This window comes from Parasphingorhabdus pacifica (genome assembly GCF_054779195.1).
Genome location: NZ_BAAGYS010000003.1, coordinates 195,360 through 208,686 on the forward strand (window position 1 = coordinate 195,360; position 13,327 = coordinate 208,686).

Below are 13,327 nucleotides of genomic sequence, written 5' to 3' on the forward strand. Positions count from 1 at the left end.
CCAGCGAATGCCCGCATCTGAATCGACCGCCCCCGGATCCCCCTCCACGAAGAAATTGATGTTCGCCGCCCTGATCGCCAGTTCGATCGAGTGGTACGACTTCTTCATCTACGCGACCGCCGCCGCCCTCGTCTTCGGCACGGTCTTCTTTCCCAGCAGTACGCCGATCATTGGCGTACTGCTCTCGTTCGCCACCTTCTGGGCCGGATTCGTCGCCCGCCCGATCGGCGGACTGGTCTTCGGACATCTCGGTGACCGCATCGGGCGCAAACCCGCCGTGGTGACCTGCCTGATCATGATGGGCACGGCGACGTTCCTCATCGGCGTCCTGCCCGGCGCCTCGACCATCGGAGTGCTCGCCCCCGTCCTGCTCGTGGTCCTGCGCTTCTTGCAGGGCATCGCCGTCGGCGGGCAGTGGGGCGGGATCATCCTGCTGCTGACCGAAAACGTGCCCGGCGGACGACGCGGCACCGCGGGAACCTTCGGCCAGATGGGCGTTCCGTTCGGCGTGATCCTCGGAAACGTCGCCTTCCTGATCGTCGGGGCCGCGATGGGCCCCGAAGCCTTCATGTCGTGGGGCTGGCGCATCCCGTTCCTGGCCAGTGCCGCGCTCGCGCCCGTGGTGCTGTTCATCCAGCTGCGCGTGGAAGACACGCCGGTGTTCCGCGAGCTCAAGGAACGCAAGGAGGAACAGGCGCAGGAAACGGAAAAGGCACCGCTGATGGAGGTGCTCCGGACCCACAAGCGTACTGTCCTGCTCGGATGCGGTTTGCTCTTCGCGACGAACTCCGTCTTCTACATCAGCATCTCCGGCCTGCTGGACTACGGGACCCGTGAACTCGGCATGCAGCGAACATCGCTGTTGCTGATCACGCTGGTGTCCTCGGCAGTCGGGATCGCCGTGATCTTCATCAGCGGTGCGCTCTCCGACCGCTACGGGCGCCGGCCGATGATCCTCTTCGGCGCCGGGTTGCTGACCTTGTGGGCGTTCCCGTTCTTCTGGCTGGTGGACACCGCGACACTCGCGGGCGTCGCGATCGCCGCCTCGGTCGGAAGCATCGGGTCCAGCCTGACGTACGGGCCGCTGGCGGCCTACCTCAGCGAGCTGTTCGAGCCGAGGGTGCGCTACTCCGGTGCCTCGATGGCCTACCAGCTTGCCGCGATCCTCGTGAGCGGTGGCACGCCGTTCCTGATGACCGCACTGCTGGCCATGACCGGTTCCTCCGCATCGGTATCGGCGTTCCTGATGCTCATGGGACTGGTCACGCTGGGATCCACCCTGCTGCTGCGGGAAACGCACTCCACGGGTCGTACCGAGACCGTCCGGCCCGTGACCGCCGCTAGTGGCGGGTCACCACGTACCGGCCGGGAAAGCGGCTGACCGCCGCGCCCACCACAGTGGACTACGAGGGAGCGCGGGGACTCGGTTCCCGCGCTCCCGCACTGTCCCGAGATCGCCACGCCGTCCCGTGAACGCCACCCGTGAGCGTCGGCCATGCGTCCGACGCTGACGGGATCCTCGTCGTTCAGGAAGTGACGGCGCACTGGCCCCGATCGGTGTGGACCGGACCGTCCTCGGTGGGGCGGATGTCGAAGTCGAAGATCTCCACCGGCAGGTAGAGCGAACAGCACGCGTTCGGAATGTCGACGATCGCGCTCACCCGCCCCTCGATGGGCGAGGCACACAGGATCAAGTATGCCTGCTCACCGGTGTAGCCGAACTGCTTGAGGTAGTCGATCGCGTTCAGGCAGGCCCGCCGGTAGGCGATGGTGGCGTCCATGTAGTGCTGAGTTCCCCGCTCGTCCACGGAGATCCCGGTGAAGCAGACGAACTCGCTGTACCTGGGCTCCTGCCTGCCCGGGCTGAAGATCGGCATGATCGTGTTGTACTTGCGCATCCCGTCCTTGATGAGTCCGATGCCGATGTCGACGTAACCGCCCATCTCCACCGCGCCGCAGAAGCTGATCTCGCCGTCGCCCTGCGCGAAATGCAGGTCTCCGATGGAGAAGTTGGCTCCGGGAACGTAGACCGGGTACAGGACCCTGGACCCGATGCCGAGATTCTTGATGTCGACGTTGCCGCCGTGCTCGCGTGGGGGCACAGTGCGCGCGCCCTCCTGCGCCACCCGGTCCAGCCGCGGACCGGACAGGCTGCCGAGCAGGCTGGCGTTCTCCTCCGGGGGAAGTGCCAGTGGCGGCACCCGGTTCGGATGGGTGTCGATGAGTTCCTTCTCCCGCCGGTTCCACTCCGCGAGGAGCTCGCCCGAGGGAGCACAGCCCGCCAACCCGGCGTGAATGTTCGACTGGATCCGTACCCCCGGCAGATGACGCGAGGTGGCCTGCCTACCGTGGAAGTCCCAGATCGCCTTGCCCGCCTCGGGAAAGTGATCGGTCAGGAAACCGCCACCGTTGCTCCGGTCGAAGATCCCCGTGTAACCCCACCCCTGACCGGGTTCGCTGCCCGGATCGCGATCGACGTTGTGAGCGGGGCCGAAGTCCAGGTAGTCGACCACGAGCAGATCACCCGGTTCGGCACCCGCGACCGAGATCGGGCCGCTGAGCATGTGGTTATGGTCGAGGACCATATCCCGAACGTCGTCGGCCGAGTCGGTGTTGCGGACCTGGCCGTCGGTCCAGTCCTTGCACTCGACGCGGAAATCGTCACCTGGGCGCACCTCAGCGGCGGGCGGAATGTCCGGATGCCACCGGTTGTGCCCGGGTACGTCCTGGTCGCGCATGGACTTCTGCTGGTCGACGCGAAACACGGTTGCAGGCATAAACCCCTCCCAGAACATCGGGGGCACCGGGACACGGTGTTCGCTCGCCGTCACCGACCCTCGCGCGGCGCTCCCCGGAGCCGTTCCTCCGGTCTTAACACCGCCGCGGGCCGTCCGCCCGGCCAGTGATCGCAGCGCATCCCTCGATGACGCCCCACGGAAGGGGATGACGACCACGGACAGGAGTCGGCGGCTGGAACCGATCGGTTCGAGCCGCCGACTCCACCGTCCGCACTCAGGCGCTCGCTTGTTCCTTATCTAGGTCCCGGCCGTTGAACGCCTGGTCGAGGGCGTAGCGACCGCCGTTGAAGCCGAGTGCGAGCGCACCGGCGGCCAGCACGAGCACGTACTCGAATCCACCGTCGGATACGAACAGTCCCTGCCCGAGGTGGGCCAGGGCCAGTGCACCGAGCATGGTCAGAGCGAGCAGCACGCCCGCGAGTGGGAGGGCGAGCCCGAGCAGCAGAGCCGCACCGCCGACGACTTCGATCAGGGCGGTCGACCACGCCGAGATACCCGGAACCGGAATGCCCATCTGGCCGAACGACTGCGCGGTACCGCCGATTCCCCACTGCAGGAACTTCTGCAGACCGTGGGCGATGAACACGACACCCAACGCGATCCGGGCCAGCAAGAGCACGAGGTCACGAATCTGTTGTGGTGGCTGCGGCATTGTTGTTTCTCCTTGCGTTGATCGGTCGATTCATTCCGGCTTTGAGCCGAACTGCACGGATCGCTTCGACAGTCCGTGCCAGAACCCGTCGATGGCGGTCCGTTGGTTGGACAGCTCGTCTTCGGCCGCACCGAGCGTGACGAACAGCGGTGCGAAGTGCTCTGTCCGAGGGTGTGCGAGGTCGCTTGCCGGAGCCTTGTGCCGGAAGTCGAGCAGGCTGTCGACATCGCAGGCACCCAGCGCGTGGCGCCCCCAGTCGTCGAATTCGACGGACCAGTTCGGCGTGCTCGGCGCTTGCAACGCTCGCAGGTTGTGGGTGAAGAATCCGCTCCCGACGATGAGCACTCCCTCGTCGCGGAGCGGAGCCAGCGCACGGCCGACGCGCAACAAGTCTTCCGGCTGCAGGGTGGGCATCGAGATCTGCAGCACCGGGATGTGCGCGTCGGGGTACATCTCCTTCAACGGCACGTAGGCGCCGTGGTCGAGCCCACGGGCGGGGTGGTTCTCGACCGGCAGCTCCCGGCCGCGCAGCAGGGCGCGCACGCGCGCGGCCAGCTCCGGCGATCCCGGCGCCGGATACCGCACCGCGTAATAGCGCTCCGGGAAACCCCAGAAATCGTAGATCAGCGGAACCGTGGTCGTGGCACCGATCGCCAGCGGCGCCTGCTCCCAGTGCGCGGAGATCATCAGGACCGCATGCGGTTCGGGCAGGTCGCCGGACCACTCGGCCAGTTCCCGGGTCCACACCGGGTCGTCTGCCAGCGGCGGGGCTCCGTGACTCAGGTAGACCGCGGGCATCCGCTCCGGACCAGCATGGTTCACGACGACCACCCCCTTCGTTCGAATTTGAACAACTAGCGGAACAGTAGCAGAGTAGTTCAAATTCAAACAAGAACTAGAATGGGGCCATGTCCGAATCGAGGTGGCTCGACCAGCGGGAAATGGCAGCGTGGACGGCGTTCCTGGAGGCGAGCCATCTGGTCTCGCGCCGCGTGGAGCAGCAATTGCGCGAGCAGGGCGGGCTCTCACACCCGCAGTACGAGATCCTCGTCCGCCTCTCCGAGGCTCCGGACGGCGAGTTGCGCATGACCGAACTGGCGGACGACGTGGTGACCTCGAAGAGCGGACTGAGCTATCAGGTCGCCCAGCTGGAGAAGAACGGACTCGTCCGCAGGTCCCGGTGCCCAACCGACGACCGCGGGATCAACGCGGCACTCACCGAGCAGGGACGGGAGAAACTCGCCGCGATCGCGCCCGACCACGTTGCGCTCGTGCGTTCCTCGCTGATCGACCTGCTCAGCGGGGAACAGCTGACCGCGCTGACCGATGGGATGAGCACGGTAGTGCGCGCCTTCCGAGCGAGCGACAACCAGTAAGCGGGCGCGTTCGACGGCAGTCGGCGCGACCTCCCGGTAACCGCCTGGACGGGGATGGCACCCCGGACCAGGCGGCCAATTCCATCGGGTGATCGTGCCAGGACTCCCGGGATCAGCGCGGACCGGCCGCCCGCCGTCCCCGCCGGCGGGCCGCTTCCTACCGACTACTCGAACAGGTCGGTGTCACCGGCACCACGACGCACGATCTCCGGCTCGGAATCGGAGAAGTCGATCACCGTCGTCGGCTCGATACCGCAGTCACCGGAATCGAGCACCGCATCGACCTCGTTGTCGAGACGCTCCTTGATGTCCCATCCGTTCGTCATCGGCTCTTCCTGATCAGGCAGCAGGAGGGTGCTGGAGACCAGCGGTTCACCGAGCTCTTCGAGCAGCGTCTGCGTGGTGACGTGGTCCGGTATCCGGACACCGACCGTCTTCTTCTTGGGGTGCAGCAGCCTGCGCGGTACCTCCTTGGTACCCGGAAGGATGAACGTGTAACTGCCCGGCGTCGCCGTCTTGATCGCGCGGAACACCGAGTTGTTGATGTGGACGAGCTGTCCGAGCTGCGCGAAGTCCCGGCACACCAGCGTGAAGTGGTGCCTGCTGTCCAGTCGTCTGATCGCGCGGATCCGCTCGATGCCCTCCTTGTTCCCCGGCTCACACCCGAGTGCGAAGCAGGAGTCGGTCGGATAGGCGATCAGACCGTCGCTCCGGAGGATGTCGACCACCTTGCCGATCGAGCGCCGTTGCGGGTTCACCGGATGCACATCGAAGTACTTCGCCATGTGTCGAGCTTAGGCGCGATCACAATGAGGACCCGCTGGTGGCACTCGTCACCGCAGTCGAATCTTCCGACACGCGACGAGATTGTTCTCACTGGAAACACTGCATGCCGTCCGGTCGGTTCGGAACCACTCCGAGATCGACACGTGCGGTGATCCACATTCCCGGGCGAGTGAGCAGGGCGCTCGCCGTGACTCCCCACCGAGCGAGCGACCGACCGACCGCCGCGACGGACACGCTCGGCGATCGAGTGTTCACCCGGCGACACTGTCCCGAGGCGTTCAAGCAGCACACGGGGCCCCGCGTTCGGCGGGCCCCGAGCCCCTTGCAACACTGGTGTTCGGTCGACACATCCATGTCGGCTTTTCGCTGATCCGCGCACCGCCCTCAACCGAGGAGACAACTGTGCCCAGCAAGACCGAAAACAGCGGTTCCACCGCGCGCCCCGCCAACGGCGGTCGGGCCTGCCCGCTTCCCGAGAGCCTGGTCGTGCCGAGCGGCCCGTTCAAGACCCGCAGGCCGCAACGCAAGTTCGCTTCCACCGGCGTGGTCACCGCCGACCTGCTCGGCCGCGCGTTCCACTGAACTCGCGGGAGCGGCCATTGCCGTGACGCGTTCGTCCGGGCCGGCAGCGATCCCGCCCGGACGCTCAGTCGAGATCGTCCTCGGCGATCACCGCGTCCAGGCGCTGCTTGATCCGGGCACGATCAGCCGGAGCGATGCTCACCCAGTCGCCGTCCCGAACCATGAGGTATCGCCCCGAATCGGTGTCGAACCAGGTGACCATGGTCGGAACGCGATACATCGTCGAGCGGCTCTCGCGAAGGCTCACGCCGAACTGACCGCCGCTGCGACGATTCTCCGCCGCACGGAGCAACCACACCGCGTTCTCTGGATCGACGCCCGCGCGGACCAGTGAGTCGTGCTCGGAATCAGCGCCCAGCGCCCCGTCGTCCGCACCGTCCTGCCCGGTCGCGCTCAGCAGGTCGTCGTGCCGTAACGACATGGACGGTCCCCGCCCCATCTCGCGGTCAGGAACGGTCTCCACGATCGAGCGAGGCAGCGCAGTCGGCCGAATCCCCGTCAGTCCGATACCGCCGTCGACCACACGAGCCAGCACCCCCGCCTGACCGTTCCCGCAGGCGACCGCCCGCAACGTGCCTTCGGCGTATCCGACCACATCGATGACGACCTCGGGCCGGGACAACGTCCCCAGCAGGTCGTCCAGATCCGGATCGAGCTCATCGTCCTCGACGAGCTTCCTGATCCGGAGTGCGTCGTACACCTCGGTGCGCATCCTGTCCCGCTCGGCGCCCGTTCCACCGTGGCTGGACACCTCCAGCGGGAACGGGGCCGCCCCGGACCCCAGATCCGACCACAGGACCTCAAACTCCCGTTCCGACAGCAGGAAATCCACCGACTCCTCCACGCACATCTCGCTTCCCGCCGTCGTCGGCTAACCTTCGTTCTTTTTCTTCTTCTTGAATTTCTCGTCGATGACCTGCGGCGCGCTGCGCTCGTTCCCGTCGAAGAGTTCCTGGTCCTTCAGGTAGCCCGGAGCCTGGCGATCGCCGGATTCCCCGCCGCCCTGCCGCGCCCCACCGGCGCCTGCTCCCATCGGCATGCCGGCTCCACCCGCTACGCCCCCGCCCGCAGCAGCGGCGCTGGAAGTGGCCGCTGCCTGCGGTGCGCCGGACGGCTCCGTCACCGGGGTCGCGCTGCTGCTGCCACCGGGTTTCAACGGTGGCGCGGCGGCGCCGTCTCCGGTGGGCGGAATCACCCCGGCACCCGCACCACCACCGCTCGGCATTCCCGATCCTCCACCGGAGAATCCGCTCAGTTGCTCGCCGTCCGGTACCTGGCCCGACCCTGGAACCTTGCCCATCTCGGGAACCTGGCCCATCTCGGGAACCTTTCCGAGATCAGGCATTTCGCTCCCTTCGGGAACCTTGCCGGGCTCCGCCGCCGTTTTCGCGACTCCGGAAGACCTCTCCGCTTCGGGATCCCTCCCCGGTTTCTCGGAGCGTTCCGCTGCATCGACACCTTCCGACAGGTACTCCTCGGGAGAAGGCACCGAAGCGCGCGCCTCTTCGAGGTCCTTCCGGGCCGACTCGCGCTCGGATTTCGTCGACGAACCGGATTTTGTCGCCGGGATGGTCCCCTGCCAGCCGCTGTTCCGGCCCGCACGCGCGCTCTGCGGGGCGGCGACCTGCTGTTGCGTGATGCCGACAGTGCCACCGGGTGATGACATCGCCCGGGTGGTGGGCGCGGCTTCGCCCTGGTTCGCACCGGCCGACGCGGGTGGCACGGTCGCGGCCGATGCCGACTCGGTGGTCAACGGTGGAGTCGGGGTCGTCGCATCAACGTGTTTCGACGGGTCGACATCGACAGGCCCACGTTGTTCGGTATCTCGTTTAGCGGGAGCTTGCACGCCGGCAGCAGCTGTACCGGTAGCAACGGCTCCGGAAGTCGCTGCGGCCACACCTTCGGTCGCCCCGGTCGACCCGGATGCCGGCTGCCCGGGAGCAATCCCGCTCGCAGGCTGACGTGCCGCTGCCGCAGCGGTGGTCCCGGAAAGCTCCGAACCCGCCGACGCGGCCACCGTCGCGGTGGTTCCCCCGCCTGCGGCGGCGGAACCACCGCCCGCCGATGCGACACCCGTCGACACGACACCCGTCGCGCCGGGATTCCGCTCGGGCGAAATCGACGCGCCGAACGAATCCGTCCCGAAGGCAGGTGTGGTCTCGTCCAGGTGGCGTGATTCCGCCTCCATCCCGGTCATGACGTCGATTGCCTGCTGGTGAGCGGAGTCTGCTGCCTCGCTGAGCGGTTTGATTGCCACCATCGCCAGGACGAGACCCCCCAGCCCGCCTCCGGCGAAACCGGCCTCAAGTACCTCGTCGAAGTCGAAATCGCGCGGTTCCGGCATCGCCGCCTTGGTGCGCTCCACCAAGTCGCTCTCGTCGGCGACCCGTTTACCGACGCCATCGGACGTCTCGGCAACCTTCACCCCGCCTCGCGCCAAGTCCAGCAGGAACTCACGGGTGGCCGCGGCCGCTTGCCCCCGCCATCCGGCCTCGCTGGCCCGTACCGAATTCTCGAACTCGGCGGACGATTGCTCGAGTCGCTCCGCCAGGTCGCTCCACTCGCGAGCCAGCTCGTGCCCCTTCGCAGGCTCGTTGTGCTCGTGGATCGCGGCGAAAAGTTCGCGGTGCGACATGGCCGCCCAGTTGACCGAGTCGGTCAACGCCCGATCGTTTTCCGGTGCCTGCTCGGTCCCGGTGCCAGCCGGGCGCGCAGCCGGCTGCGACACTTCGTCGCTCACGGAATCTTCCCTCACATGTCGGCGGCGAGTGCACCGCCGCTGGCAATCAGCTGCAAGAGCTCACAACGACGTGAACTCGGTCGGTGGCCGGGCAACGCCGTCCCCGACCCGCTCTTCGCGGTGCTGGGGACTCGAAACATGGCCGGAGTGGTTGTGATCTTCACACCTCGATGCGCTCGAACTCCGAGGCCCGTTCCCGTTCTTGCTCGGCATAGCCGTCCATGGCCTGACGTACACCGTCCCGGGCCGCTTCCAGCGCCTCCCGATACCGTTCGAGGGACGCGTCCAAGGAACGCTGCTCCCCACCTGCTCGATCCCGGAACTTCGCGGCCATCGCGAGACCGACGGCGTTGTTCCCCAGCGGTGCTTCTCTGGCCATGTCATGGGAACGCCGGGAGCATTCCGCCACTGTCTCGATTTGCCGGTCCAGAGCAGCCAGCAGTTCCTTTCCCACTTCCGGGGCGAGAACCAGACCTTCTTCGACCGTCTGGGCGGACTCGATCCCGCGTCCGCCGATCATCCTGTTCCCAGCCTGGGACCCGGCCGCTGGTGCGGCGTGTCCTGCTGCTTCCGGATTCATTGTCTCCCCAGGCAACAACCCGTTGCTCTTCTGCTCGATGTCTGTGGAGGCGCTGCCGCCCCGGAATCGCCCTTCCCTGCTACCGATCGTCCACGACCGTGCTCCCGCCGTTACGAGATGCCCAGCTCGTCATGGTGCTCGGAGCGTCACCGTTCTTCCCCCAGCGACCGTGCTCAACAACCCGGGGACCGAACGAGGGACGAGCCCACATGCGAACGCGCATCCGGCCATGCGCTCCGGAAGCCACAGCCGAAACCGGCGCGATCACCCTGTTTCCCAGAGGGTCACCACCGCCGTCACCGTATCGGGGTGGACGTCTCGCAACCAGGAAGAAGAACCGGCACAATTGGCCCCGGCGAGTTCTGCCGATTGTCTTTCGCCCGATGGCGTCCGCGCCCGACGCCCGTCTCGGCAAGATCAGCTGCTAGCCTTCCAACTCTGTGGAAACTTCCGAAAAGCGCTTGGTCAACGACGAGTCGAACCGTCCCGAGCCCAGCCTCGGAAGGTTACTCGCGCGATACCGCAAGTTTGCCGGATGGACCCAAGAGGAACTGGCCGCGGAATCCGGGGTCAGCGTTCGCGCCATCAGCAATATCGAGCGCCGGCGGACCCGAGGGCCACAACAGCACTCCGTCGAGGCCCTTTCCGAAGCACTGGCGCTCACCGGTTCCGACCGCGAGCGCCTCCTCCAATCGGCACGACATGGTCGGCGCCGGTCCGCGACGCGGGAAAGCACCGGTCACGAGCATCGATCATGGCCGATCGGCACGCTCTTCTCAGCTCCCAACCCGCTCGGAGCGCTGATCGGACGAGGCACCGAGCTCGGCCAGCTGCTCAACATCACACGTATGACTACCGGGTCGACCTCCCACGGCCCGGTTGCGATCGTCAGCGGGCTCCCCGGCGTGGGCAAGACGAGGTTGGCCACGGCGTTGGCCCAGGAAGGGCAGGAGGACTTTCCGGACGGAAGGCTGTTCGTCGACCTGCGCGGTACGGACGAGCGGCCACTCGCTCCGTATGCCGTTCTCGAACGACTGCTGCGGGCGGCGACCGCTTCCGACCCGCACATCCCACGGGAACTCGACGAGCGCGCCAGCTTGTGGCGATGGCTGGTCGGCGATCGCCGAATGTTGCTCGTACTGGACAACGCCTCCGACGAGGCACAGGTGCGCCCACTGATACCGGGCGGCCACCATTGCACGACGCTGGTGACCTCCCGGCGGTCGCTGACCGGTATCGACTCGACTCACCGCATGCAGCTCGATGTACTCGCCCCACACGAGAGCGTCGCCCTGCTGACCGATGTCATCGGTGATGCGCGCGTGCACATCGAACAGGCAGCGATCGCCGACATCGCCGCGCTCTGCGGGGACCTTCCGCTCGCGTTGCGAATCGCGGCCAACAAGCTCACGGGTCAACCACAGTGGACTGTCCGGCACCTTGCGGACCGGCTCGACGATCCGCGACAAGCCCTTTCGGCGTTGGTGGCGGGCGACATCCAGATGAGGTCGGCATTCACCGCCTCGTACCGCACGCTCGACAGCGTGGCGAGAATGGTCTTTCGCCGCCTGGGCTTGGTACCGGCTCCGACGGTAACCGCTCCGTTGGCGGGTGCGGCGGCCGGACTCGACCTGTGGACCGCGGAGGAGGCCCTCGCGACACTTGCCGACAACGGCATGCTGCAGCTGGACACCAGCACCGGTTGTTACCGGATCCACCACCTAGCGCGCACTTTCGCGGCCGAGCGACTGTCCGAAGAAGATTCAGAGGCGGCAATCGACGCTGCGGCCGAGCGTGTTCGGGCCGAGCACGGCGCGTAGATGTAGGCGCCGGGAGTCCGTTCGGCGATCAGCGTGGGAACGCACTCCACCCCAACACCGATCGAAACACCGACTCGAGCCGTGCGACCGGATCATCGGCGAGCCGCGCACTGCGGAAGCACACGTGGTTGTCCGGACGGACGAGCAGGCATCCGGAGTCCGTGATCTCTTTGACCCGGAACCAGTCTCCGTACGGATCTTCGTAACGCCGGCCCGGACCGATCAATGCGGTCACCAGCGGAACGCCCCATGCCTCGGCCAACGCGCTCACGGCATCCAGCCATGCTTGCCCGCCCGGTCCGGTGAACAGCGCGAAGCGTCCGCCGCCCCCGACATCCAGTGTGGACACGGAACGGCCGTTCTCGGTCAGCCAAGCATGCGGCAGCTTCACCCCTGGCGTCGTCGTGGGCACGTGACGCAGCTCGGGGTCGTCGCCGAACACCTGCGACCGGTCCGAATCCCCCGCCACCACCGCACCGGAGACGTAACGGTGGTTGAGTTCCACTCCGTGGGCGTCGAACTCGTACTTCTTGAAGTCGATGGCCTCCCGCAGTGCTCGGCGCTGCTTCTCCGCCTCCGGAGTCGACTGCTTGCGCGCGGCCACGTTCTCGCGCATTTGCTCCGGGTCTTCGGTGGAGAGCAGACCGAGCGCGTCGAAGATCCGCGAGGTGTCGAGGATGCTCCGGTTCGCCCGGTCGACCACCTGCTCGCCGACGGGAACCCGCTCGTCCGAGTAGCTGTCCAACAGCGCGGGCGAAGCTGTTCCGTTCAGGACGAGTTTCAGCTTCCAGGCCAGGTTGTAGGAGTCCTGGATGGAAGTGTTGGAACCGAGCCCGTTCGACGGCGGATGGCGGTGGACGGCGTCTCCGGCGCAGAAGACCCTGCCCGCGGAGTAGCTCTCGGCGTGCATGTGGTTGACCGTCCACGCCGATGCCGACTTGATGTCGACCGGGGTCTCGTCATCGCCCAGCAGCAGGCGCACGACCGATTCCGCGTATTCGTCGGTGAGTTCCGGCGGCCCCGCTTCGACGTCGTAGCCCCAGGTGACCAACCATTCGTTCCACGGTCGCACGCAGCGAACGAGACCCATGCCGATTCCGCCGACGTCCGCCCCGGTCTGCAGCACCCAGTACAGGATGCTCGGACGGTGCTCGACGTACCGGGCCAGGTCTGCTTCGAAGACGATGTTGATGCTTCCTGCCACACCCATTTGGCCGACCATCGACAACCCGGCGTCCGCCGCGACGGAACTGCGCGCTCCGTCCGCGCCGATGAGGTACTTCGCCCGGATGCGGTACTCGTCGCCGCGCAGTTTGTCGACGACCGTGGCGGTCACGCCTTCCTCGTCCTGCTCGAGCGAAAGGTACTGCGTGCTGAAGCGCAGCCGCGTTCCCCTCGCGACCGCCGCGTTCACCAGGATCGGTTCGAGTAGGTGCTGGGGAAGATCGCACATCCGGGATGGGCTGGCAAGCTCGTGGTTGGCACGGGTGATCGGATCGTTGCCCCACGTGCGGATGCGGCCCAGTTCTTCACCGGCGATCGTCGTACAGAAGGTGGTGTTGCCCATCAGGTGTTGCGGCGTGGCCTGACCGGCCGCTGCCTGTTCCAGCCCGAAGTCGCGCAGCACCTCCATCGTCCGCTGGTTGGTGATGTGTGCTCGCGGCGTGCCTGCGAGCTGCTCTTCCCTGGTGATCAGGATGTTGGGTACGCCGTAGGTACTCAGAGCCAGGGCTGCGGATGCACCTGCCGGTCCGCTGCCGACAACCAGCACGTCGGTCTCGACGATGGTCACGTGCGTTTCCCTCCTCGGGCCGACACCGCACGTTGACGGCGCACGGTCTGCTCAAACGCAATATCTTTCGCGTGAGCAGACTACCGACGGAGCACCCACGGAAGCAGGGCCGGGTGATCTTGATCGCGGCGCGCGTCGTCGTGTGCCGTGGAGGCTGATGAAGGGTGCTCCCGCCGGTTCCACGCCCGAACGTGATGAAGA

General features: G+C 66.7%; 12 protein-coding genes. 4 read left to right on the plus strand and 8 right to left on the minus strand.

Annotated features, from left to right (window positions below; all coding sequences use genetic code 11):
- Positions 1 to 7 precede the first annotated feature (7 nt).
- Entirely contained in the window at positions 8 to 1,381 is a 1,374-nt protein-coding gene (locus ACYVAN_RS03670) for an MFS transporter (RefSeq protein WP_460955619.1), read from the plus strand.
- Between the two features lie 145 nt (positions 1,382 to 1,526).
- Here the strand turns inward: ACYVAN_RS03670 and fmdA are convergent, their stop codons facing one another.
- The 3 genes from fmdA to ACYVAN_RS03685 all read right to left on the minus strand — a co-directional run bounded on the left by fmdA (position 1,527) and on the right by ACYVAN_RS03685 (position 4,272).
- Positions 1,527 to 2,777, minus strand: a complete 1,251-nt coding sequence (gene fmdA, locus ACYVAN_RS03675) for a formamidase (RefSeq protein ID WP_460955621.1) — start codon at positions 2,775 to 2,777, stop codon at positions 1,527 to 1,529.
- A gap of 235 nt (positions 2,778 to 3,012) precedes the next feature.
- Entirely contained in the window at positions 3,013 to 3,450 is a 438-nt protein-coding gene (locus ACYVAN_RS03680; protein ID WP_460955623.1) for a DoxX family protein, read from the minus strand.
- Positions 3,451 to 3,480: 30 nt separating this feature from the next.
- A complete protein-coding gene (locus ACYVAN_RS03685) occupies positions 3,481 to 4,272 on the minus strand; it encodes a dioxygenase family protein (RefSeq protein ID WP_460955625.1) in 792 nt (263 codons plus the stop codon).
- Between the two features lie 86 nt (positions 4,273 to 4,358).
- Between ACYVAN_RS03685 and ACYVAN_RS03690 the strand changes: the two genes are divergently transcribed.
- A complete protein-coding gene (locus ACYVAN_RS03690) occupies positions 4,359 to 4,826 on the plus strand; it encodes a MarR family winged helix-turn-helix transcriptional regulator (RefSeq protein WP_460955627.1) in 468 nt (155 codons plus the stop codon).
- A gap of 164 nt (positions 4,827 to 4,990) precedes the next feature.
- On the opposite strand, the gene ACYVAN_RS03695 is transcribed toward ACYVAN_RS03690, so the two are convergent.
- On the minus strand, positions 4,991 to 5,611 hold the full coding sequence (locus ACYVAN_RS03695) for an L-threonylcarbamoyladenylate synthase (RefSeq protein WP_460955629.1): 621 nt from the start codon (positions 5,609 to 5,611) through the stop codon (positions 4,991 to 4,993).
- Between the two features lie 403 nt (positions 5,612 to 6,014).
- On the opposite strand from ACYVAN_RS03695, the gene ACYVAN_RS03700 reads away from it, so the two are divergent.
- A complete protein-coding gene (locus ACYVAN_RS03700; RefSeq protein WP_460955631.1) occupies positions 6,015 to 6,194 on the plus strand; it encodes a hypothetical protein in 180 nt (59 codons plus the stop codon).
- Positions 6,195 to 6,258: 64 nt separating this feature from the next.
- On the opposite strand, the gene ACYVAN_RS03705 is transcribed toward ACYVAN_RS03700, so the two are convergent.
- From ACYVAN_RS03705 to ACYVAN_RS03715, 3 genes are all read right to left on the minus strand, one after another.
- Entirely contained in the window at positions 6,259 to 7,026 is a 768-nt protein-coding gene (locus ACYVAN_RS03705) for an ESX secretion-associated protein EspG (RefSeq protein WP_460955633.1), read from the minus strand.
- A gap of 39 nt (positions 7,027 to 7,065) precedes the next feature.
- Positions 7,066 to 8,934 (minus strand): hypothetical protein, encoded by a 1,869-nt coding sequence (locus ACYVAN_RS03710; RefSeq protein ID WP_460955635.1) that lies wholly within the window; start codon positions 8,932 to 8,934, stop codon positions 7,066 to 7,068.
- A 160-nt stretch (positions 8,935 to 9,094) separates the two neighbouring features.
- Positions 9,095 to 9,514, minus strand: coding sequence for a hypothetical protein (locus tag ACYVAN_RS03715; protein ID WP_460955637.1), 420 nt, complete (start codon positions 9,512 to 9,514; stop codon positions 9,095 to 9,097).
- 440 nt (positions 9,515 to 9,954) lie between these two features.
- Here ACYVAN_RS03715 and ACYVAN_RS03720 point away from each other — a divergent pair, with 440 nt between their 5' ends.
- Positions 9,955 to 11,334: a helix-turn-helix domain-containing protein gene (locus ACYVAN_RS03720; RefSeq protein WP_460955639.1), complete on the plus strand. Its 1,380-nt coding sequence runs from the start codon at positions 9,955 to 9,957 to the stop codon at positions 11,332 to 11,334.
- Between the two features lie 28 nt (positions 11,335 to 11,362).
- Here the strand turns inward: ACYVAN_RS03720 and ACYVAN_RS03725 are convergent, their stop codons facing one another.
- Entirely contained in the window at positions 11,363 to 13,126 is a 1,764-nt protein-coding gene (locus ACYVAN_RS03725; RefSeq protein WP_460955641.1) for an FAD-dependent oxidoreductase, read from the minus strand.
- Positions 13,127 to 13,327: the final 201 nt, after the last annotated feature.

Coding starts and splice junctions, on each gene's coding strand:
- ACYVAN_RS03670 (WP_460955619.1), top strand. CDS start 8: ATGCCCGCATCTGAATCGACCGCCCCCGGATCCCCCTCCACGAAGAAA.
- fmdA (WP_460955621.1), bottom strand. CDS start 2,777: ATGCCTGCAACCGTGTTTCGCGTCGACCAGCAGAAGTCCATGCGCGAC.
- ACYVAN_RS03680 (WP_460955623.1), bottom strand. CDS start 3,450: ATGCCGCAGCCACCACAACAGATTCGTGACCTCGTGCTCTTGCTGGCC.
- ACYVAN_RS03690 (WP_460955627.1), top strand. CDS start 4,359: ATGTCCGAATCGAGGTGGCTCGACCAGCGGGAAATGGCAGCGTGGACG.
- ACYVAN_RS03695 (WP_460955629.1), bottom strand. CDS start 5,611: ATGGCGAAGTACTTCGATGTGCATCCGGTGAACCCGCAACGGCGCTCG.
- ACYVAN_RS03715 (WP_460955637.1), bottom strand. CDS start 9,514: ATGAATCCGGAAGCAGCAGGACACGCCGCACCAGCGGCCGGGTCCCAG.